Origin of the sequence: Pseudonocardia sp. HH130630-07, from assembly GCF_001698125.1 — a bacterium.
Classification (GTDB): Bacteria; Actinomycetota; Actinomycetes; order Mycobacteriales; family Pseudonocardiaceae; genus Pseudonocardia.
In genome coordinates this window covers 4,532,924-4,555,195 of the sequence record NZ_CP013854.1, presented here as the reverse complement: position 1 = coordinate 4,555,195, position 22,272 = coordinate 4,532,924, and the positions used below count along the sequence as shown (strand labels likewise).

The window sequence follows — 22,272 nt, the reverse complement described above, 5'->3', positions numbered from 1 at the left end:
CCCCGGGCCCGGCGGGCCAGGGCTCAGCCTGCCTGATGCGGCCGGAACGCCTCGTAGGTCCACGCGTTCGCCTCGCGGTCGAGCACCACGTCGACCAGCGCCGGCCGGCCGGACGCGAACGCCGCCCGGACCGCGTCCACCAGGTCCCCGACCGCCGTCACCCGGCGGGCGGAGACGCCCATCCCCTGCGCGACCGCGGCGAAGTCGACCTCGGCGAAGTCGACGCCGATGGTGCGGCCGTCGAAGTGCAGCTCCTGCTCCTGGCGGATGTTGCCGTAGCTGGAGTCGTTGAGCACCACCACGCACACCGGGCCGCCGACCCGGGCCAGGGTCTCCAGCTCACCGAGGCTCATGCCCAGCGACCCGTCGCCGATCAGGGCGAGCACCGGGCGCTGCGGGTCGTCGGCCACCGAGGCGATCGCCGCGGGCAGCGCGAAGCCCATGTTCCCGAAGCCGACCGGCTTGATGTAGCGGTAGGGCTCCGGCATCTCCCACAGGAACGACCACACGCCCGGGTTGCCGGCGTCCGGGATGAGCACCGCGCCGGACGGCGTGACCTCGCGCAACGCCCGCACGACGACGGCCGGCGAGACGGTGCCGGGGGTCTGCGGCTCCCGGGAGTCCGACAGCGCCCACCAGTCCCGCTCGGCGTCGCGCAGTCCGGCCGTCCAGCCGGCCCGCGACGCCCGGGCCCCGGCCGCGCCGTCGGCGGTGGCCGCGACCAGTGCGGTGCAGAAGGCGCCGAGGTCACCGACGACACCGGTGGTCGTCTCGGCGTAGTAGCGCCCGATCATCATCGGATCCACGTCGACCTGGACGACCGGCGGCAGCGGGGTCTTCCAGCGCCGGGTGGAGACGGCGTTCAGGCTGTTGCCCAGCGCCAGCACCAGGTCGGACTCGGCGAGCACCCGCGAGGTCAGCGAGGTGCCCATCCTCGACAGTGCGCCGAACACCAGCGGATGGTCGGTCGGGACCGCACCCATGCCGTTGAACGTGGTGATCACCGGGATCTCCAGCGCCTCGGCCAGCGCCAGCACCTCGTCGGAGGCCCGGGCCCGGTTGCCGCCGTTGCCGATCCAGATCACCGGCCGGTCCGCCGCGAGCACCCGCTCGGCGACCGCGGTGACGGCGGCGGGAGCGGGCACCGGGCGGGTCCCGACCCAGTCCCGCGACGGGTGCGCCGCGGGCACCTCGGGCGGGGCGCCGACGACGTTCTCGATGGTGTCGCGGGCGAAGTCGAGGTGCACCGGGCCGGGGTTGCCGGTCATCGCCGCGACGTAGGCCTCCTCCATCGCCTGCTTGATCGACGAGGCGTGCGCGACCAGCCTGCTGTACTTGGTGAACGGCGCGAAGATCGCGACGTGGTCGGCGTTCTGCGCGTCGTCCTTGTGGATGTTCTCGCCGTTGTTGTTGCAGGTGATGATGATCGCCGGGCTGGAGTCGCGGAACGCGCCGCCGACACCGGTGAGCAGGTTCGTCGCGCCCGGCCCGGTGGTGGCGATCGCGACCGCCGGGGTTCCGGTGAGCCGCCCGTAGGCGTCGGCCATCACCGCGGCGGCGTTCTCGTGCCGGGTGTGGACCATCTCGATGCCGGGGGTGTCGATGATCGCGTCGGTGATGGCCAGGGTCTGGCCGCCGACGACGCCGAAGACGTGGCGCACCCCCAGCGACTCGAGCATCCTCACGACCAGCTGGCCGCCGGTCATCTCGTCCGACATTCGATGTCCTTCCGTTGCGGTCGTGCGGTCCGGCGCGGTGGTGGCCGGGGTGTGCGGGGACGCGGTCGTGCTCACGCCCGGTCGGTGGGGGTGGCTGCGGCGCCGGCGCCGCCGGGGTGGCCGCCGGTGAGGTCGGAGCGGTGGGTCTCGCGGGCGGCGATCGCGCACCAGGCGCCGATCCCCAGCACGACGATCGTGATGAGCACGACCGGCCAGGGATCGCCGCCGGTGGCGATGAGCAGCGAGGTCGCGAGGTAGGGCCAGACGCCGACGACCATGCTCGGCAGCTGCGCGGCCAGGGACAGGCCGGTGTAGCGGGTGGTCGTGCCGAACAGCTCGGAGAACATCGCTGGCTGCACGCCGTAGAGAGCGCCGATCCCGATGGCGTAGGCGACGATCATCATCGCGATCACCAGCGGCACCGAGTTCGTGTCCAGGATCAGGAAGATCGGCCAGGTCATCACCGCCCCGACGGCGGCGCCGATGAGGTAGACCGGCCGTCGTCCGATGCGGTCGGACAGGCGTCCCATCCCGTAGTAGGTCCCGATCGCGACGCCGGCGGCGATGCAGCTGGCCCACAGCACGTCCGAGCGGTCCAGGTCGGTGTAGTTCTCGGCGTAGGTCAGGACGAAGGTCAGCAGGATGTAGCCGTAGATCGCCTCGCCGAGCCGCAGGCCCATCGCGATGAGCAGCGGGCGGCGCTCGGTGCGCAGCAGCGTGCGCAGCGGGACCTGCTGCTCGACCGGTGTGGCGCCGTCGGCCTTCGCGGCCTCGGCCGCCTCCTGCGCCGCGACGAACGCGGGTGTCTCGGTCAGCCGCATCCGGATGAACAGCCCGACGAGCACCAGGACGATGCTGGCCAGGAACGGGATCCGCCAGCCCCAGCTGAACAGCTGCTCGTCGGGCAGCAACGTGACCAGGCCGAAGACGCCGGTCGCGGCGACGAGCCCGACCGCGTTGCCGATCTGCGGCGCGCTGCCGTAGGCCCCGCGCCGCCCCTCGGGGGCGTACTCCACCGCGACCAGTGCCGCGCCGCCCCACTCACCGCCGACCCCGAAGCCCTGCACGATGCGCAGCAGCACCAGCAGGATCGGGGCGAGGACGCCGATCTGGGCCGTGGTGGGCAGCAGCCCCATCAGGAAGGTGGCGACGCCCATCATCATCAGCGTCGTGACCAGGGCACCCTTGCGGCCGAGCCGGTCCCCGATGTGGCCGAAGACCAGACCGCCGACGGGACGGGCGAAGAACCCCACACCGAACACGGCGAACGCGGACAGCGTTCCGGCCAGCGGGTCCTCGCTCGGGAAGAACAGGGTCCCGAAGACCAGCACCGACGCGGTGCCGAAGATGAAGTAGTCGTACCACTCGATCGCCGTGCCGATCAGGCTGGCGAGTGCCGCCCGGCGGGCGACGGCGGTGCGTTCCGCCGTCGTCTCCGGGGGCCGCGCGGCCGCAGGTGTGGTGCTCACGAGGACTCCGTTGTCGAGCGTGGACGGGTGGACGTGCCGGACGGATCCGACCAGTTGTCTAGTTCGCTAGACTCATCGAGTCTGACCACAGGACCCGGCGGGCGTCAAGGCGCACCCCGGGGCCTTGACGGCGCGACCGGTGCCGTGCCTGAATCGAGTTGAGTAGACGTCTAGCTTTTTGCGACGAGGAGGTCGCCGTGCCAGAGGATGACCCACTCCCCGGTGCCCTCGAGGGCCTGCGGGTCCTGGACCTCTCCCGCTTCATCGCCGGGCCGCTGTGCTGCCAGATCCTGGGCGACATGGGCGCGGAGGTCGTGAAGGTCGAACGCCCCGGCGGCGAGGACGGCCGGCGGCACCGGCCGTTCGTCGACGGGCACAGCCTCTACACGATGATGTTCAACCGGAACAAGCACGGGATCACGCTGGACACCCGGCATCCGGAGGCCACCGCGATCCTGGAGGGCCTCGTCGCGCGCAGCGACGTCGTCGTCGAGAACTTCCGGCCCGGCACGCTCGACGCGATGGGCATCGGCTGGGAGCGCATCCACGAGCTCAACCCGCGCACCGTGCTGGTGTCGATCTCCGGCTACGGCCAGACCGGTCCGAACCGGGACCGGGCGCTGTTCGACGCGATCGCGCAGGCCGGCTCCGGTCTCATGAGCATGACCGGTTCCGCGGACGGCGAGCCGACGATGGCCGGCGCGTTCCTGGCCGACCACACCGCCGGGTTCCACGGCGTGATCGGCGCGATGACGGCGCTCGCCGCCCGCGCTCGCACCGGTGCCGGCCAGCACGTCGACATCGCCTGCATGGACACGCTGTTCGCCTGCATGGGCACGCTGCCCAGCGCCTGGGCGATGCTGGGCGAGACCGGCGGGCGCACCGGCAACCGGGACCAGATCACCGTGCCCGCGAACACCTTCCCGACCCGCGACGGGCACGTCTACCTGCACGCCAGGACCGACGCCCTGTTCCCGCGGCTGGCGGCGGCGATGGGCGATCCCGCGCTCGCCGAGGACCCCCGGTTCCGCGGGCAGGCCGACCGGCTGGCCCACGTCGAGGCGCTGGAGGACATCGTGCGCGGCTGGACCCGGCGGGAGCCGACCGAGGAGATCTCCACCCGGCTGGCCGCGGCCGGGATCCCGTCGTCCGCGGTCGCGACGGTCGCCGAGGCCACCGACTCCGCGCAGGTCAGGGCCCGGGAGATGATGATCGAGGTCGAGCACCCCGAGCTCGGCACGCTCACCCTGCCCGGCATGCCGATCAAGCTCGGCGCCACCCCGGCGCGGGCCCGCAAGGCACCCCCGACGGTCGGGGAGGACAACACCGCGGTCTACGGCCGGTTGCTCGGGCTCTCCCCGAGCGGATCCGCGCACTGCAGGACGCCGGCGCGATCTGATCCCGGCCCGCCGCACCCGAACACGAGAGCGAGGAACACCGGACATGACCTGGCGCGATCTGACCGACCCCCGCGTGGTGGCCGACGGTGTCGATCCCGAGGCCGGGCTCAAGGAACCGGTCTTCGAGAACCTGGATATCCCCGAGGCGCTCGGCCCGGTCACCCTGGTCGTCGACGACCACAAGATCAAGCGCTACGCCTTCACCCAGGACGACCACCACCCGTGGCACCTGCACGACAGCCCGTTCGGCGGCCGGATCGCGCACGCCGGGCTGCTGTCCAACGACCTCGTCCAGCTGTTCACCACCCGCTACGCCGCGAGCCGCACGGTCGGTCTGCACACCGAGGAGCAGCTCTGGTTCGACAGCCCGGCGTTCCTCGGCGACGAGGTCACGCTGTCCGGCACCTACGTCGAGAGCTACACCCGGCGCGGGCAGGACTACGTGGTGATGGAGGCCGCGGCGACCGGACCGGACGGCCGGAGCGTCCTGCGCCACCGCGGCGTGGAGATCCTCCGGACCCGGCCCGGCGACGTCGCCGGCCGCGGGGCCACCGGGTCGTCCGGATCGGGGCGGGTGAGCGGCACCGCCGACCCCGGCCTCCCCACGGCCGTGCCCGGCACCCCGACGGTGCGGCCGGGCGCCGCGCTGCCCGGGCTGGAGGTCACGATCACCCAGGAGCAGGCGTCGGTGTTCTCGCGCACCGGCGAGTACGTGCGCAACGTGCACAGCGACCTCGACGTGGCCCGGGCCGGTGGCCTGCGCATCCCGATCGTCCAGGGTCAGCAGCAGTGCGGGCTGGTGACGGCCATGCTCACCCGGTTCTTCGGTACGGCGCTGTTCGGCGGCGGATGGCTGCGCGTCAAGTTCGTCGCCCCGGTCGAGGTCTTCGAACCGCTGCGGGTCGGTGGCGTCGTCACCGAGGTCACCCCGGCCGGTGACGGCGGCACCACGATCGCCGCCGAGGTGTGGGTACGCCGCGCCGACGGCCGGCTGTCCACCGTCGGCTGGGCGAGCGCCACCGTCCCCGCCGCCTGAACCGTCCTTCTCCCGACCCTTCCCGACGAGGAGCACACGCATGACGACCACCGCACAGCCCGCCACCGTCGGCGGCACCACGACGCCGTGGTGGACGGGCACCAAGCAGGCCCTGTTCGAGAACATCGAGATCGGCGAGCAGTTCGGCCCGTTCGAGATCACCGTCGACGACCGGCTGGTGAAGAACTACGTCTTCGCCCAGGACGACCCGGCCGCCGCGGCCCTCACCCACGAGGGCGCGCCCGCGGCACACCCCGCGCTGCTGTGCAACGAGCTGCTGTTCCTCTTCTACGCCGGCTACGACGGCAACACCGCCGAGGGCCTGCACACCCACGAGGACATCGCCTTCCACTCCGCCATCCGGATCGGGGAGACCGTCACGATCGGCGGCCGCTACGTCGAGACCTACGAGCGCCGGGGCCAGGGCTACGTGGTGATGGAGGCCGCGGCGCACGGCGCGGACGGACGCCCGCTGGTGACCCGCCGCGGCACCGAGATCATGCACACCCGGGCGGCCGACGTGGTCGGCGGTTCGCGGGCCCCCGCACCGGCCCGGATGGTGACCGGCGAGAGCCGCGACGCCGAGCCCGCCGCCCGGGCGTCGTTCGACCTCCCCGAGCGCACCCCGCTGGTCCCGGTCGCGACCCGGATCTCCCAGGAGCAGATGTACGTCTTCTCCTGGGGCGGGCGGGGCTTCTCCAACATCCACACCGACGCCGCGGGCGCCCGCAAGGTCGGGATGGACCGGACCGTCGCCCAGGCCATGCAGCAGGTCGGCTACCTGAGCCGGATGTGCACCGCCTTCTACGGTCCGTCCTTCGTGACCGGCGGGCACCTGTCGGTCAAGTTCGTCAACCCGTTCTACGTCGACGACCTGGTCACCGCCCGTGGGGCGGTGCTCGGCCCGGTCACCCACGACGGCGCGCGGCACCTGGAGAGCGAGGTCCGGGTGGAGAAGGAGGACGGCACGCGGACCGCCGTCGGATGGGCGCACGCGCCGGTCGACGGGGGCTGAACGATGTCGTCCGCACCGGAACGCGCCACCGGCGCGACCACCACCCACCCGGTCCGCCGGGTCGCCACCGCGAGCCTCGTCGGGACGATGGTCGAGTGGTACGACTACTTCATCTTCGGCACCGCGTCGGCGATCGTGTTCAACCGGATCTTCTTCCCCGAGCTCGATCCCGCGGTCGGGACGCTCGCCGCGTTCGCCACACTCGGCGTCGGGTTCCTGGCCCGCCCGCTCGGCGCCGTGGTCATCGGCCACTTCGGTGACCGGGTCGGCCGCAAGTCGATGCTCGTGCTCACGCTCACCGTGATGGGGCTGGCGACGTTCGCCATCGGCCTGCTCCCGACCTACGACACGATCGGCGTCTGGGCCGCGGTCCTGCTCGTGCTGTTGCGGCTGGTCCAGGGATTCGGCGTCGGCGGCGAATGGGGCGGCGCGGTGCTGATGGTCGTCGAGCACGCGCCACCGCGGCAACGCGGGTTCTGGGGCACGTTCCCGCAGATCGGCAACGCCCTCGGGCTGATCTCGGCGACCGGCATCTTCGCGCTGTTCGCGCTGTTGCCCGAGGAACAGTTCCTGTCCTGGGGCTGGCGGGTCCCGTTCCTGCTCAGCGCCGTGATGCTGGTGGTCGGGCTGTGGATCCGGCTCGCGGTGGCCGAGTCGCCGTCGTTCGAGCGGATGAAGCGCGAGCAGCAGGAGGTGAAGCTGCCGATCGTCGAGGTGTTCCGCACCCAGTGGCGCAGCATCCTGGTCACGATCGGGCTGCGCAGCTCCGAGGGGATCTTCTCCTACATCATCCTCACGTTCGCGCTGTCCTACGCCACCGGGAACCTGGACCTTCCCCGGACGCCGATCCTGCTGGCCACCACGGTGGCCGCCGCATGCATCGCGGTCGCGTACCCGCTGTTCGGACTGCTCTCGGACCGGGTCGGGCGCAGGCCGGTCTACCTGTTCGGCGCCGCGTTCACCCTGGTGTTCGCGTTCCCGTTCACGTGGATGCTGGAGAGCGGCTCGATGACGCTGCTGTGGCTGGCGATCATCGTCGGCTACGTCCTGGCGATCGGGTCCACCTACGCCGTGCAGCCGGCCCTGTTCTCCGAGCTGTTCACCACCCGGGTCCGCTACACCGGGATCTCGGTCGGGCAGCAGCTCGCCTCGGTCGTGACCAGCGGGCTCGCGCCGACCGTCGCCGCGGCGCTGACGCTGTGGGCCGGTGGGGCTCTGTGGCCGGTCGGGCTCTACGTCGTCGCCTCCGCGCTGATCACCCTCGGGACCGTCGCCGCGACCCGCGAGACCTACCGGCACGCGGTCTGACCGGCCCCCCGGTCCGGGGATGCGCGTCCGCGCACGCTGGGTCATGCTCTCGGGTCGTGACCGCCGACGCGCCCGGGGACCTGATCCCCGTCCGGGTCCGGATCGGGCTGCGGCCCGATCACATCCGATGGTTCCGGGCGGTGCCCCGGACCGGTGAGTGGGTCAACGTCGCCCCGCCCGGCATGACGCGGGACGACTACGAGGTCGAGTGGGTCCTGCACTGGGCCGTCGACCCCGACGACGACGAGGACCCCGCCGTGACGATCGAGGTCCAGCTCGTCGATCCGCAGGACTGAGGCACCGCGGTCGGCGGCGAGGGCCGGTACGGGATCGGTCGGGTACCGGCCGTCGCCGGTCGGCCCGTGGTGGCCCGATCCTCGGCTGCGTCCGGTGCCACCCGCGGCACCGGACGCAGCCCGGGATTCGATCACCACCGGTCACGGTCCGCCGGACGTGTTCGGTGCCCCGGCTCGGCGGCCGCGGCACCCCCCCGGCCGACCGTCACGACCGGGATGCCGGTGCGCCGGGCGATCAGTGGCCCGCGTCGTCGGCCGCGGCGAACCCGTGGCTGACGATCGGAACGATGCTCCCGGTGCGCAGGGCGTCGAGCACGAACCGCTCGTGCGGCACGGTCGGCGTCGGGAGTGCGGCGAGCGGGAACCAGTCCAGTCCCGCGGTCTTCCCGGACTCGGCCGCCCGCGGCTCCCCCGACCAGCGGCGGCAGGAGAGGAAGAAGTCGACCCGCTCGTCGACGGCCAGCCCGGTGCCCCCGGTCCGGTGCATGGCCGTCACAGCGACGAGATCGTCCCGGTCCACCACGACACCGAGCTCCTCGCGCGTCTCCCGGACGGCGGCCGCGAACACGTCCTCGCCCTGCTCGACGTGGCCTGCGGCGGCCGCCGCCCAGTACCCGTCGCGGTAGCCGGTGCCGGCACGCAGCTGCAGCAGGACCTCGGTCCGCGCACCGTCACCGCGCAGCAGCAGGACGTAGGCCGCGGGAACCACCTGGAATCGACCGGTCACCCGACCGACCCTAACCACGGGGCCACCCCGGCCCTACCGGCCCCGGCGCGGTCAGGCGTCGACGACGCCCAGCCAGCGGGCGGCGCAGTCCGGGCAGGCGCCGTACCCGGTGCCGGCCCGATGGGTCTGCCGCAGGCAGAACGCGCAGTGCACGAGCTGCCGGCGGGCCGTGCGCAGCAGCCGGTCGCGGACGGCCCGAACCCCGGTCGCGGCGGCGCCCTCCGGATCGGTGCAGCCGGTGAGGTCCGGGACCTGCTCGGCGTCGACCGGTCCGAGGACACGCACCACGCCGTCGTCCCGTTGCTCGTTGCGGGGCTCGGGCCGGGCCAGCCGGGGCCGGCCGGCCGGGTCGATCCCGAGCAGCAGCTGCGGGGGCTCCCCCGCGACGAACCACTCGACGTCGTCGCCGCCGGGCACCGGCAGGCCGGCCGCGCGCAGGTCGGCATCGGTCCAGCCACCGGCGCGCAGCTCGGCCGGGCTCAGCCCGAAGTGCCGCAGCCCGTCGGCCGGGAGGTCGAGCGCCGTCAGCTCCGCGGGGGACGGCACCCCGACGAACACCCGGCCGCGGACGGCATGCGCGGGGTCCCCCGCTCCGTCGCCGGGCCCGGCCGAGCCCGACATCCGGCGCCACGGGGCCCCGACGACGACGGCCAGCACCCGCGGATCGACGCCGAGCCGCCCGGCGACCGGCCCGGTCAGGTCCTCGGCCCCGTCCTGCGGACCCGCCGACGCGCCGCGGGGCGGCACCGGCGCACCGGTACCGCCCCGCGGAACGTCTCCGCCCGTGCTCAGCTGCATCCGCTGGTGGAGCCGCAGCCCTCGCAGAGGTAGCAGGACCCGGCGGGACGCATCTTCGTCCCGCAGGTCATGCACAGCGGGGCGTCCGCCGCCTTGCCCAGGCGCAGCTCCAGCAGTTCGGTGGAGCTGCCGACCTCGGCCGGGGCCGGCTCGACACCCGGCTCCTCCCTGGTACCCGCCGTCGGCACCGACGACCGGAACTCGTCGATGTCCAGCTTCTCGGTGCCCTGGCCGTAGTCGTTCTCGACCTGCGCGGACCGCTCGTCGGAGGAGAAGATCCCCAGCTGGACCCGCTTCTCGTAGGGCAGGTGGTCCAGCGCGAGCCGGCGGAACAGGTAGTCCAGCACCGAGGTCGCGATCCGGACGTCCGGGTCGTCGGTCATGCCCGCCGGCTCGAACCGCAGGTTCGAGAACTTCGAGACGTAGAACTCCAGCGGGATGCCGTACTGCAGCCCCACCGAGATCGACATCGAGAAGGCGTCCATGACACCGGCGAGCGTCGAGCCCTGCTTGCCGAGCTTGACGAAGATCTCGCCCAGCCCGTCGTCCGGGTAGGACCCGGCCGTGAGGTAACCCTCCGCGCCGCCGACGGTGAACGAGACCGTCTCGCTCGGGCGCTTCTTCGGCAGCCGCTTGCGGATCGGCCGCTGCTCGACGACGACGGTCGGCGCGGCCTCGGCGGTCTTCGACGCCGAGTCACCCTTGCCCGCCGAGAGCGGCTGGCCGACCTTGCAGTTGTCCCGGTAGATGGCCAGGGCCTTGAGGCCGAGCCGCCACCCCTCCAGGTAGATCCGCTCGACGTCGGCGACGGTGGCCCGCTCGGGCATGTTCACCGTCTTGGAGATGGCACCGGACAGGAACGGCTGGGCCGCCGCCATCATCCGGACGTGACCCATCGGGGCGATGGTGCGGTCCCCCATGGCGCAGTCGAAGACCTCGTAGTGCTCGGGCCGGATGCCGGGCGCGTCGATGACGTGCCCGTGCTCGGCGACGTACTCGACGATCGCCTCGGCCTGCTCGGCCTGGTAGCCGAGGTTGTCCAGGGCCCGGCGCACGGTCTGGTTGACGATCTGCATGGAGCCGCCGCCGACCAGCTTCTTGAACTTGACCAGCGCCAGGTCCGGCTCGATGCCGGTCGTGTCGCAGTCCATCATCAGGCCGATCGTGCCGGTCGGAGCCAGCACCGAGGCCTGGGCGTTGCGCCAGCCGTTGGCCTCGCCGATCTCCTGGCACTGCTTCCAGACCCCGGAGGCCATCGTCTGGATCGCGTTCGACGCCGGGAAGCTGCGGATCTGGTCGTTCGCCGCCGCGTGCTTGCGGATCACCCGCTGGTGCGCCTCGGCGTTGCGGGCGTACCCCTCGTACGGGCCGACGATCCCGGCCAGCTCCGCGGACCGCTTGTAGGCGGCCCCGGTCATCAGCGAGGTGATCGCCCCGGCCAGTGCCCGGCCGCCCTCGGAGTCGTACGCGTGCCCGGTCGCCATGAGCAGCGCGCCGAGGTTCGCGTACCCGATGCCGAGCTGGCGGAACTTCCGGGTGGTGTCCGCGATCGGCTCGGTCGGGAAGTCCGCGAAGCAGATCGAGATGTCCATCGCGGTGATGATCAGCTCGACGGCCTTGGCGAAGGTCTCCGCGTCGAACCGGTCGTCGGTGTCGAGGAACTTCAGCAGGTTCAGCGACGCCAGGTTGCAGCTGGAGTTGTCCAGGTGCATGTACTCCGAGCACGGGTTCGACGCGGTGATCCGGCCCGACTCCGGGCAGGTGTGCCAGTCGTTGATCGTGCTGTCGTACTGGATGCCCGGGTCCGCACAGTTCCAGGCCGCCTCGGCGATGCCGTGGAAGAGCTTGCGGGCGTCGGTCCGGTCGATGATCTCGCCGGTCATCCGGGCACGCAGACCGAAGTCCGTGCCCTCCTCGACGGCCCGCATGAACTCGTCGTTGACCCGCACCGAGTTGTTCGCGTTCTGGTACTGCACCGACGTGATGTCGGAGCCGCCCAGGTCCATGTCGAACCCGGCGTCGCGCAGCACCCGGACCTTGGCCTCCTCCTTGGCCTTGGTCTCGACGAACTCCTCGATGTCGGGGTGGTCGACGTCGAGCACGACCATCTTCGCGGCCCGGCGGGTCGCCCCGCCGGACTTGATGGTGCCCGCGGAGGCGTCCGCACCGCGCATGAACGAGACCGGCCCGGAGGCGGTGCCGCCGGAGGACAGCAGTTCCTTCGACGAGCGGATGCGGGAGAGGTTCAGCCCGGCACCGGAGCCGCCCTTGAAGATCAGGCCCTCCTCCCGGTACCAGTTCAGGATCGACTCCATCGTGTCGTCGACCGAGAGGATGAAGCACGCGCTGACCTGCTGCGGGCTGGGCGTGCCGACGTTGAACCAGACCGGCGAGTTGAAGCTGAACACCTGGTGCAGCAGCATCCAGGTCAGCTCGTGGTCGAAGATCTCGGCGTCGGCGTCCGTGGCGAAGTACCCGTGCTCGACGCCGGCCCGCCGGTAGGTGCCGACGACCCGGTCGATCAGCTGCCGCAGGCTGGACTCACGCGTCGCGCTGCCCACCGCACCCCGGAAGTACTTGCTGGTGACGATGTTGGTGGCGTTCAGCGACCAGGCGGTCGGGAACTCCACGCCGCGCTGCTCGAAGTTGACCGTGCCGTCGCGCCAGTTCGTCATGACGACGTCCCGGCGCTCCCACTCCACCTGCTCGTAGGGGTGCACGCCCTCGGTGGTGAACACCCGCTGCACGGCCAGGCCGCGCCGCTTGGCACCGGCCTTGCCCCGGCCGCGTGCGACCTTCGCAGCCGCAGTGGTGTCTGTCGTCGGGCCCCCGACGGTCTCGGTCATGAACTGCCTCCGCACATCCGAAATCTGACCGTTCCTTCCTCACCCGCGCGCTGGGGAGCGCGGGCCCCGGCGGTGCTCAGACGAGCTGCACCGCCGGTCCACCCGGTACGACGACCCGTGACCGCCGGCCCGGCACCGCGCCCCCTGCGCCCGTGCCGACCCGTACGACGGGACCCCGGTCAGCCGTCCGGGTCACCGGCCCGGTCGTCGGCTGCTTCCCCGGCAGCCGCCGAACGCAGGTCGGCGATCTCCTTCTCGAAGTCCTCGATCGAGGAGAACGAGCGGTAGACGCTCGCGAACCGCAGGTAGGCGACCTCGTCGAGGTCGCGCAGCGGACCCAGGATCGCCAGCCCCACCTCGTGGCTGGGGATCTCGGCCGCTCCGCGGGCGCGCACCGTCTCCTCCACCTTGTGGGCGAGCTGCTGCAGGTCGTCCTCGTCGACCGGACGGCCCTGACACGCCCGCCGCACCCCGCCGACGACCTTCTGCCGGCTGAAGGGCTCGCTCACACCGCTGCGCTTGACCACGGCGAGAACCGTCTCCTCGACCGTGGTGAACCGTCTCCCGCACGCGGTGCAGGACCGGCGACGGCGGGTGCACGTCCCGTCGTCGGCGGTCCGGGAATCGATCACCCGCGAGTCCGGGTGACGACAGAAGGGGCAACGCACGACGTGTCCCACCCCTCTCCCGTGGCCTACCGGAGACGCTGCGTAATGATCCGAACCCCCAACCAGTGGGAGAACGACGTCAATGTAACCCCTACATCTTGGGGTCCGCCATCCCAGGGGGTGCGTGTCGCGCAGCTTCGCCCGATCGGGACCGGAAGCCTCGCACACCGGCCCTCCGCGTCGTCGGCACCGGTACCGACGCCCATCGGGGCCGATACCCGCAGTTCAGGCACACGGACCGGCGCGCGGGCACCGGCCGGGCACCGGGCACGCGCACGGCAGGCGGTGTCGGCGGTCCGTGACACGCCGATCGCCCGCGGCAGACGGCACCCGTCGACAGGCGCCGCCGACGTGGTGACGGAGGACACGGGTGGCGACAGCAGCCACCGGGCGATGCGGGCACCGGCAGTACGAGCACCGGGCCGCACGGATCACCACGCCGTGCAGGTGAACGGACCGCACAGACAACCGAGCCGTGCCGGCGGCGGGCCGTGCAGCCGTGCCGGCGGCGGGCCGTGCGCATGGCAGGTCGCGGGGACGACCGGACCGCCGGGGATGGCCGGGCCGGGCGACTACCGGAGGCCGGCCTGCACGGTCACCCCGGCGCCGGACTCCGCTCCGGCGTTCCACCCGGCCGAGACGTCGGCGAGGAGCCCCAGAGCCAGCACGACCGTGGCCGAGCAGAGCACGGTCGCCACCGCCGTCAGTGCGCGACCCGTACGGCCGGTCGCACGCGCCCGGGACCGGCGACGCGGCGACACCACGCACGGGCGGCGCATCGGACGGACCGTGCGCGGCGCCGGGACCGCCGGCTGCGACTCCTGCAGCACCGGCTCGGCACCGGATCCGGTGACCACCGCCCGCGACCGCACCCGCACGCCGCCCGGTGCCCCACCCGGCACGTCACCCTCCGCCCGGCGCCCGGCACGGGCCCGGCCGGCCGGGTGCCGGGCCAGCGCGGCGCGCAGCCCGGCAGCGTCCGCTCCGGCCACCACACCGCCACCGGACCAGCGCGCGGCGGCCCGCTCCGCCGCGGACGGCCGGACCGCACCGTCCACCGGGGTGACCGCCGAACGGGACCGGACACCCTCGGCGGCCGCACGGGACCGGACCGGGCAGGCCGACCCGGCCGGACCACGCCCCCGGCCGGTGGCCCCGGTGCGCGGGGCCGCGACCGGCGCCGCCTGCCGCGTCGCCCGCCCGGCCCGGGCCGACCGAGCCGTCTCCGCCGACCGCACGGTCTGGGCCGACCCGGCCGTCAGCGGCGCGTCGCACACGTCGAGCTCTCGCATGGATCCTCCTGCTCGTCGAGGATCACCCCGCCCTGTCGCGAGGTGATCGCCGTCGGCGGCGGCCACACCCGGCCGCGCCCTGCTCGCTCCCCCGACCGGCCCTTCCCCGGGACCGGTCGAACGGGCGTACGAACTGTGTAACACCGGGCACCGACAAGAACTGCGGACCGACCGGCCGCGGTTCGAATCGATGTTCGATCGAACACCTGTGCGATGTTGTACCGCCGCCGACCGACGGATTCCACGACACGCCCGTGGCCGACTTCGAACGCATGTTTGGCGGACGGCCCGGTGTTGGCTACTGTTCGACGCGGTAGATCCTCGAGGAGGCGAGTGCGATGGCAGCGGACGAGTCCGACGGCGGTGCGTCCGCCGGGCCGGGTTCCGCGAACGTGCGGGAGTTCCCCGAGCCCCCGGCCGACGCCCGCGGGCTGACCCCGCGACAGCGGAAGGTCCTGACGGTGATCCGGGACTGGGTGGACCGGTACGGGTACCCCCCGAGCGTGCGCGAGATCGGCGACGCGGTGGGGCTGACCTCCACGTCGTCGGTGCACCACCAACTGCGCACACTGGAGCGCAAGGGGTTCCTGCGGCGCGACCCGAACCGCACCCGCGCGGTCGACGTGCGGAGCCCGGAGCAGTCGGCCGCCGGGGACGGCACCGACGCCGACACCGAGGCCGCCCGCTCGGAGCGACCCGCACCGGCGTTCGTGCCGCTGATCGGCGACATCGCCGCGGGCGGGCCGATCCTGGCCGAGCAGGCCGTTCAGGACGTGTTCCCGTTGCCACGGGAGATCGTCGGTGAGGGCACGTTGTTCCTGCTCAACGTCAAGGGCGACTCGATGGTGGACGCCGCCATCACCGACGGGGACTGGGTCGTCGTCCGGCAGCAGCCGGTCGCGGAGCAGGGCGAGGTCGTGGCGGCGATGATCGACGGCGAGGCCACGGTGAAGACGTTCCGCCGCAGGGACGGGCACATCTGGCTGATGCCGGCGAACGACGCCTACGACCCCATCCCCGGTGACGACGCGTCGATCCTCGGCCGGGTCGTGGCCGTACTGCGGCGGCTCTGACGCCGGGCCGCGGCCGGGCGGCGACAGTTCCGGAGCCGGGCCGCGGCGACGTCAGGACGGGGTCGTGGGCGAGCGCCGGCTCCGGAGCCGGGCCCGTTCAGCGGCGCCGGCGGCCGTGCAGGGCCATCGCGCCGACCCCGGCCACCAGCAGGACACCGACCACGCCGGCCCCGGCGGCCGCGGGCAACCAGTCCGGGAACGTCCGGACCGGGGGCGCCTGCGCCGGTGGGGCGACGACCGGGGCGTCCGGTGCGGTCGCCGCCGCCACCGCCCCGGCGGCCGTCCGGATCCCGGCGGGCGCCGTGCCCCGGGCCTCGGTGCCCGACAGCAGCGTTCCGCCCCGGTCCAGCGCGAGTGCCTCACCCTGCGCCTCGTCCGGCAGGGGTACCGGCAACGGGGACGTCTGCAGGGCCGCCACGAGATCGTCGCCGGTGACGCGGCCCGCGGGCAGCGGGAACAGCCAGGCGTCGGTGTAGGTGCGCAGGGCCGCGGCCCGGCCGTCCGGCGCGTCGGCCGGGCTCACCGCGCCCCCGGTGACCGTCCGTGTCCCGCCGCGGCCGAGCGGACCGCCACCGGTGGCCGAATACGGCAGGACGACCTCGGCGACGCGCTCCAGTACGACCGGTCCCGGACCGCCGTCGAGCGGCCGATCGGGGCGGAACACCCCGGCGGCCCCGGTCCGTTTCTCGACGATCAGCGGGACCCCGTCGTCGGCGACGAGGACGGCCTCGGCGTCGCGCGGGCCGTCGGCGTAGCGCAGATCGTGTGCCCGCGCGGGCCCGGTGGACGGCACCTCCACCAGCCGGACGGTGTCCCGCTCACCGCGGTTGTCCCCGGTGTCGGCCAGCCAGAGCGTGCCGTCCGGCGCCAGACCCAGGTCCTCGACGTCGGTGACCGCGATCCCGGTGTCGCGGACCTCCAGCGGTGCACAGCTCACCGGGTCGACGGTCACGACCTCTCCCGTGCCCCCGCCGTCGACGATGATCCGCAGCCGGGCCGGGCCGTCGGCGGGTCCGTCCACGACCAGCCCGGACAGCTCGGCGACCTGCGGATCGGTCGTGCTGCACAGCGGCTGCGGCGCGTCCACGGCACTCGCGGCCGCACCGGAGACCGCGACGGTGGCCGCCACGAGCCCGGTGCGCAACCGCGGGCGGTGACGGGTCAGTGGCCCGCGGCGGTCGCCGGGAGATCGGACCCGGGCACCGCGCTGCCGCCGACGGCGTAGGGCAGCACCGCGGTCCCGAGTTCGGGAGCGACCCTGGCCCAGATCCGGGTGCCGTCCCCCGTGTGCTCCTCGGCGAGGACCTCACCCTCGTCGTGCAGGCGGGCGACCACGGCCCCCTCGGTGTACGGGATCAGTAGGTCGACCTCGTACTCCGGACGGGGCAGCAGCCCGGCGATCCGGTCCCGGAGCTCGGCGATCCCCGCCCCGGACTGCGCCGAGACGAACACCGCCTCCGGCAGCGCGTGCCGCAGACGGGCCAGCGCGAGCTCCGGCGCGGCGTCGGTCTTGTTCACCACGAGCAGCTCGTGCGGCATGGCGCCGCCGCCCTGTTCCTCGCCGACCTCCACCAGCACTTGGCGGACGGCGGCGATCTGGTCGTCCGGCAACGGGTCGGAACCGTCGACCACGTGCACCAGGAGATCGGCGCCCGCCGCCTCCTCCAGCGTGGAGCGGAACGCCTCGACCAGCTGGTGCGGCAGATGCCGGACGAAGCCGACCGTGTCGGTGAGCGTGTACCCGTGCCCGTCCGGCGTCTCGGCCCGGCGCGTGGTGGGGTCCAGGGTGGCGAACAGGGCGTCCTGCACCAGCACCCCGGCGTCGGTGAGCTGGTTGAGCAGGCTCGACTTGCCGGCGTTGGTGTACCCGACGATCGCGACCGACGGGATCTCGTTGCGCCGCCGGCTGCCCCGCTGGGTGTCCCGGACCCGGCGCATCGCACCGATCTCGCGACGCAGCTTGGACATGCGCGCGCGGATCCGGCGGCGGTCCAGCTCGATCTTGGTCTCACCGGGACCACGGCCACCGATACCGACACCACCGGCGGCCCGGCCACCGACCTGCCGGGACAGCGCCTCACCCCAGCCGCGCAGCCGCGGCAGCAGGTAGGACAGCTGGGCGAGCTCGACCTGGGCCTTGCCGTCCCGGGAGCGGGCGTGCTGGGCGAAGATGTCGAGGATCAGCGCCGTCCGGTCGATCACCTTGACCTTCAGCCGCTCCTCCAGCTGGCGGAGCTGGCCCGGCGAGAGCTCGCCGTCGCAGATCACGGTGTCGGCGCCGGTCGATCGGACGGTCGCGAGCAGCTCCTCGACCTTGCCGGAGCCGATGAACGTGGCCGGGTCGGGGCTCGAACGCCGCTGGACCAGCCCGTCGAGCACCTCGGATCCCGCCGTCTCGGCGAGCCGGGCCAGCTCGGTGAGCGAGGCGTCGGCCTGCTCGGCGGTGCCCTCGGTCCACACCCCGACGAGCACGACGCGCTCGAGCTGCAGCTGCCGGTACTCGACCTCGGTGATGTCGGTGAGCTCGGTGGACAGCCCGTGGATGCGGCGCAGCGACGCGCGCTCCTCGAGATCCAGCTCGCCGGCCGACGGTGCCACGGACGCTGCGGGCCGGGGCGTGGTGTGTTCTGCAGGGGTACGGGCTTCAGTCATCGTGCGCGCCAGTGTCCCACGTCGGGCGGCCGCTGTCCGCCCGGATTCGGGCCGGTCAGGCGGGCGCGTCCCACCAGCCTCGGTCGATCTCGCCCGTGGCGAGCAGCACCGCCGGACCGTGCAGCACGGTGCGCCCGGTCCGCTCGTCGTCACCCGCCTCGACGGTGACCCGCAGCCGGCCGCCGGGGGCCTGCACCTCCACGTCGCCCGCGGTGTGCCCGGCGGCCCGCAGCGCGGCGACGACGGCCGCGACGGTCCCGGTGCCGCACGCCCTGGTCTCCCCCACACCCCGCTCGTGCACCCGCATCCGGACCGACCCGCCCGCGGCGGGTCCCGCCAGGGGGGTCACGAACTCGACGTTCACCCCGTGCGGGAAGACCTGCGGGTCGAACCGCGGCGCGACGGAGAGGTCCAGCCCCGCCGGGTCCGCCTGCACCACACAGGCGAGGTGCGGGTTGCCGACGTCGAGGGCGAGCCCGTCGAACCGGGCGGTGCCCAGGGTGGCGACCGACGCCGGCCCGATGTCGACCGGACCCATGTCGACCGCCACGCCGCCGCCCCCGGACGGGCCGGTCCCGGTGCCGCCGCCGACGGTCGCCGACCGCACCCCGGCCCGGGTGCCGATCAAGCCCCCGCCGGGCGCCCAGCCGCGCTCGTGCAGGTAGCGGGCGAAGACCCGCACCCCGTTGCCGCACATCTCGGCGACCGATCCGTCGCCGTTGCGGTAGTCCATGAACCACTCGACGCCGGGGACCGGCTCGGGGACCGACGCGTCACCGGCCAGCTTCGCCCAGCGCACGACCCGCAGCACCCCGTCGGCCCCGAGCCCGCGACGCCGGTCGCACAGCGCGGCGACCCGCTCGGGGGTCAGGTCCAGCGCGGCATCCGGATCGGGCAGTACGACGAAGTCGTTCTCGGTGCCGTGCCCCTTGGTGAACGCGATGCCGCTCATGCCACGAGCTTACGAGCGAGCACCGACAACGCGTCCGGCACCAGGCCGGGCGCGGCGCCGTCGAGCCAGTGGATCCGCCGGTCCCGGCGGAACCAGGACCGCTGGCGGCGTACGAACCGGCGGGTCGCGCGCACCGTCTCGGCGCGGACCGTCTCCAGGTCCGGGGCGTCCGGGTCGCGGTCGAGCGCGTCGAGCACCTGCCGGTACCCGAGCGCCCGGGACGCCGTGCGGCCCTGCGCGAGACCGTGCGGCAGCAGGTTCCGCGTCTCCTCGACCAACCCGTCGCCGAGCATCCGGTCCACCCGGACGGCGACCCGCTCGTCCAGCTCCGCGACGTCCCGGTCGACGCCCAGGAGGACCGCGCCGTAGCGCGGCGTGCCGGTGGTGGGCAGCGTGGCCCGGAACGGACGGCCGGTCAGCGCGACGACCTCCAGCGCCCGCACGATCCGCCGCCCGTTCGACGGCAGCACCTCGGCGGCGGCCGCCGGATCGACGTCGGCGAGCCTGCGGTGCAGCGCCGCCGCCCCGTCGCGCTCCAGCTCCGCCTGCAGCCCGGCGCGCAGGTCCGGGTCGGTGCCGGGGAACTCCAGCTCGTCGAGCACCGCCTGCACGTACAGGCCGGACCCACCGACCAGGACGGGTGTGCGCCCGGCGGCCCGCAGCCGTTCGACGACCGCGCGGGCGTCGCGCTGGTAGGCCGCGACCGACGCGGCGTCCCGCACGTCGAGGACGTCGAGCAGATGATGCGCGATCCCCCGGCGCTCCTCCGGGCGCAGCTTCGCGGTGCCCACGTCGAGCCCCCGGTAGAGCTGCATCGCGTCGGCGTTGACGACCTCGCCGCCGAGCCGCTCGGCGATGGCCAGCCCGAGATCGGACTTGCCGGTCGCGGTGGGCCCGACCACGGCGACCAGCGCCGGCCCGGCCGCAGCGGCCCCGGAGTCGTCGTCGCTCACGCCGGTTCCCACAGCGCCACGTGGTAGGCGACGCCGTAGGGCATCGAGGTGTGCCGGTGCGTGGCCCGCCACGACCGCCCGGCCGCGGCGCCGGCGAGCACCTGCCACGGGGCGCGCCCACCGGCCCGCAGCTCCCCCGCGGCGACCGGGTCGAGCTCCGCCAGCGCAGCGGGGTCCGGCACGTCCAGCGCGGTGGCGACGACGGCGTCGAACGCCTCGGCCCGCTCGTCGAACCCGCCGGGTGCGGTGGGGGTGTGCATCGCGGCGCCGTCGCCGAGCACGAGCAGGCCCACCCGGGCCGTGCCGTCGGTGCCGTCGGTGCCACCCAGCTCCCGGCCGAGCGCGGCGCAGTCGGCGGGGGCGGTGTCCGGCGCGAGGAGCTCGCCACGCACCGAGCCCGCTCCGGCCCCGGCCGCCGCCCAGGCCGCCACCAGCAGCGGCAACGGGAGCCCGGGTCCCTCGTCCCCGGTTACCGGGCCGGGCAGGGCCACCGGGACGTCGCGGCCGTAGCCGGCGAACGTCCCGCGGGTGCCGGGGGGCACCGTGCGCCGGCCCGCCGGATCCGCACCGACCGCGATCCACACCGGGGCGAGGGCGGCGAGCCGGTCGGCGACACCCCGGACGGCGGCGCGCACCGCCTCGGTCTCGATCGCGGCGTCACCGCTCAGCTCGGGGACGAGCAGCGGCGGATGGGGCAGGACGGCGATCGCGGCGGGCACGGGGCCCGAGGGTAGCCAGCGGGTACGGCCGCCGTCCGCACGACCGCCCCCGCCGGGCCCGATCACCCGGCGGGCGCGCCCGGACGGGGGCTCAGTGAGGTGTTCTCAGTAGCGTGGTGATCATGTTGTGCGGTCGTATTCGGTGTGGAGTAACACGAGCGCGGCGGCGGTGATCGCGCCGGTGCGCCAGGGACAGAGGGTGACTCGCTGTAGCGTTGCGAAGGTGGTCTTGAGCAGGGCGTTTGCTCGTTCGGCGAGTGCTCGGGTGGCTGAGTGCAGGCTGTTGACGGTGCGCTGATCGACTGTTCGGCCGCCGGCGGGGATGGGTTTGATCGGCACGGTGAGTCGGTGGGCCTCACCTTCGTAGCCGAGATCGCCCAGCGCGGCGTGGTCATCATCGATCCAGTGATCGAGGTCTTCGAGCAGACCGGGGTGGGCTCGGGCACAGGTCACGTCGTGTTCGCGCCCGGGTCTTCCCGGGGATGTCCATAGCGGCCATCCATCCGGGGCGGACACGACCTGGACGTTCCCGCCGTGGCGGTGGTGTTTACCCGACCACCACAGGTCGACCCCCGCGGTGGGGCCGAGCGCGCGGCAGCGGTCGGTGGCGATCAGGGTGCCGTCCAGGTGAACGTGGGTGTGTCCGGCGAGGCGGGCGGCGAGCAGGGCACCGTGCAGCCCGGGTGCGGCGCTGGCGAGGACGTCGATGCCTTCGTGCAGGTAGCGATAGGTGGTCGCGGTACTGATCGCGTTGTCGCGGGCCAGGTGCCGGACCCGGGTGGCGTCGCAGAACCAGCGGATCACCAGCACTGCCTGGGCGAACGGGGTCAACGCCCGCCGCCGGGGGCGGGTACCGCGGCGACAGCGTTGAGCGGCCAGAAGCCGAGCCAGGTAGGCCACGGTGTGCTCCCCGATCGGGAGGACAGCGGTGTAGGTGACAGGATCGGACATGCGGGGCCTCGGAGAGTTCGTTGATCTTGGTCGACCAACTGCTCTACCGGGGCCCTGCCCCATGTCCTAGACATCTCCACTCCCTCGGCGTGTCGCAGCGGAACGACCACCACTACTGAGAACACCTCAGTGGTTCCCCCGGAGGTGGTCCACCTGCTTGAATCGCGGTCCCGACCTCCTCGCCGCGGCGAGGGGGCTCGGCGCGCGCAGGGCCCCGGACGGATCTCCGGACGGGGCGCCCGCCGGCGATCCGGTGGGCCGAACGAGGAGGACGTACCGGTGCCCGAGACCAACCCCGCCACCCCCGGCGCAGGATCGACCACGCCGGCCCCCGGCGCCGTGCCCGCCCCGGGGCCCACACCGGGGCCGACACCGGGGCCGACACCGGGGCCCAGGCCG

At 73.6% G+C, this 22,272-nt stretch carries 18 protein-coding genes and 1 pseudogene; 6 read left to right on the top strand and 13 right to left on the bottom strand.

Going from position 1 to position 22,272, the window contains the following annotated elements:
* Positions 1-23: 23 nt before the first annotated feature.
* Complete coding sequence (locus AFB00_RS21580) at positions 24-1,718, bottom strand: thiamine pyrophosphate-binding protein (protein ID WP_068798704.1); 1,695 nt, start codon at positions 1,716-1,718, stop codon at positions 24-26.
* Between the two features lie 71 nt (positions 1,719-1,789).
* The gene (locus AFB00_RS21575) at positions 1,790-3,187 is read right to left on the bottom strand and encodes an MFS transporter (protein ID WP_068798703.1); all 1,398 of its coding nucleotides are present in this window, start codon (positions 3,185-3,187) and stop codon (positions 1,790-1,792) included.
* 197 nt (positions 3,188-3,384) lie between these two features.
* On the opposite strand from AFB00_RS21575, the pseudogene AFB00_RS32225 reads away from it, so the two are divergent.
* The 5 genes and pseudogenes from AFB00_RS32225 to AFB00_RS21535 form a co-directional block, all read left to right on the top strand.
* Positions 3,385-4,452, top strand: a pseudogene (locus AFB00_RS32225) (CaiB/BaiF CoA transferase family protein); the annotation flags it as partial.
* 178 nt (positions 4,453-4,630) lie between these two features.
* A complete protein-coding gene (locus tag AFB00_RS21550; protein WP_068798698.1) occupies positions 4,631-5,623 on the top strand; it encodes a MaoC family dehydratase in 993 nt (330 codons plus the stop codon).
* A 40-nt stretch (positions 5,624-5,663) separates the two neighbouring features.
* Entirely contained in the window at positions 5,664-6,638 is a 975-nt protein-coding gene (locus tag AFB00_RS21545; RefSeq protein WP_083275732.1) for a MaoC family dehydratase, read from the top strand.
* 3 nt (positions 6,639-6,641) lie between these two features.
* Complete coding sequence (locus tag AFB00_RS21540) at positions 6,642-7,946, top strand: MFS transporter (RefSeq protein WP_068798697.1); 1,305 nt, start codon at positions 6,642-6,644, stop codon at positions 7,944-7,946.
* Positions 7,947-8,002: 56 nt separating this feature from the next.
* A complete protein-coding gene (locus AFB00_RS21535) occupies positions 8,003-8,242 on the top strand; it encodes a hypothetical protein (RefSeq protein ID WP_068798696.1) in 240 nt (79 codons plus the stop codon).
* A 235-nt stretch (positions 8,243-8,477) separates the two neighbouring features.
* On the opposite strand, the gene AFB00_RS21530 is transcribed toward AFB00_RS21535, so the two are convergent.
* From AFB00_RS21530 to AFB00_RS21510, 5 genes are all read right to left on the bottom strand, one after another.
* Positions 8,478-8,969: an NUDIX hydrolase gene (locus tag AFB00_RS21530; RefSeq protein ID WP_068798695.1), complete on the bottom strand. Its 492-nt coding sequence runs from the start codon at positions 8,967-8,969 to the stop codon at positions 8,478-8,480.
* A gap of 51 nt (positions 8,970-9,020) precedes the next feature.
* Positions 9,021-9,716 (bottom strand): hypothetical protein, encoded by a 696-nt coding sequence (locus AFB00_RS21525; RefSeq protein ID WP_068798694.1) that lies wholly within the window; start codon positions 9,714-9,716, stop codon positions 9,021-9,023.
* A 41-nt stretch (positions 9,717-9,757) separates the two neighbouring features.
* On the bottom strand, positions 9,758-12,613 hold the full coding sequence (locus AFB00_RS21520; protein ID WP_068798693.1) for a vitamin B12-dependent ribonucleotide reductase: 2,856 nt from the start codon (positions 12,611-12,613) through the stop codon (positions 9,758-9,760).
* A 179-nt stretch (positions 12,614-12,792) separates the two neighbouring features.
* A complete protein-coding gene (nrdR, locus tag AFB00_RS21515) occupies positions 12,793-13,281 on the bottom strand; it encodes a transcriptional regulator NrdR (RefSeq protein ID WP_068798692.1) in 489 nt (162 codons plus the stop codon).
* 572 nt (positions 13,282-13,853) lie between these two features.
* Positions 13,854-14,573, bottom strand: a complete 720-nt coding sequence (locus AFB00_RS21510; RefSeq protein WP_068798691.1) for a hypothetical protein — start codon at positions 14,571-14,573, stop codon at positions 13,854-13,856.
* Between the two features lie 338 nt (positions 14,574-14,911).
* Here AFB00_RS21510 and lexA point away from each other — a divergent pair, with 338 nt between their 5' ends.
* A complete protein-coding gene (lexA, locus tag AFB00_RS21505; protein WP_156819671.1) occupies positions 14,912-15,646 on the top strand; it encodes a transcriptional repressor LexA in 735 nt (244 codons plus the stop codon).
* Between the two features lie 97 nt (positions 15,647-15,743).
* On the opposite strand, the gene AFB00_RS21500 is transcribed toward lexA, so the two are convergent.
* From AFB00_RS21500 to AFB00_RS21475, 6 genes are all read right to left on the bottom strand, one after another.
* Complete coding sequence (locus AFB00_RS21500; RefSeq protein WP_068798690.1) at positions 15,744-16,790, bottom strand: hypothetical protein; 1,047 nt, start codon at positions 16,788-16,790, stop codon at positions 15,744-15,746.
* Between the two features lie 17 nt (positions 16,791-16,807).
* Positions 16,808-18,298 carry a GTPase HflX gene (gene hflX / locus AFB00_RS21495; protein ID WP_068798689.1) on the bottom strand — a complete coding sequence of 497 codons (1,491 nt, stop codon included), beginning with the start codon at positions 18,296-18,298 and terminating at the stop codon, positions 16,808-16,810.
* Positions 18,299-18,353: 55 nt separating this feature from the next.
* Positions 18,354-19,250 (bottom strand): diaminopimelate epimerase, encoded by an 897-nt coding sequence (gene dapF, locus AFB00_RS21490; RefSeq protein ID WP_083275731.1) that lies wholly within the window; start codon positions 19,248-19,250, stop codon positions 18,354-18,356.
* Positions 19,247-20,203 carry a tRNA (adenosine(37)-N6)-dimethylallyltransferase MiaA gene (gene miaA, locus AFB00_RS21485; protein ID WP_068800539.1) on the bottom strand — a complete coding sequence of 319 codons (957 nt, stop codon included), beginning with the start codon at positions 20,201-20,203 and terminating at the stop codon, positions 19,247-19,249. Before miaA ends, dapF begins: the two co-directional genes overlap by 4 nt.
* Positions 20,200-20,922, bottom strand: a complete 723-nt coding sequence (locus AFB00_RS21480; protein ID WP_068798688.1) for a hypothetical protein — start codon at positions 20,920-20,922, stop codon at positions 20,200-20,202. The genes miaA and AFB00_RS21480 overlap by 4 nt, the downstream gene beginning before the upstream one ends.
* Before the next feature lie 120 nt (positions 20,923-21,042).
* Positions 21,043-21,873 (bottom strand): HARBI1 family protein, encoded by an 831-nt coding sequence (locus tag AFB00_RS21475; RefSeq protein ID WP_068796054.1) that lies wholly within the window; start codon positions 21,871-21,873, stop codon positions 21,043-21,045.
* Between the last annotated feature and the right edge of the window lie 399 nt (positions 21,874-22,272).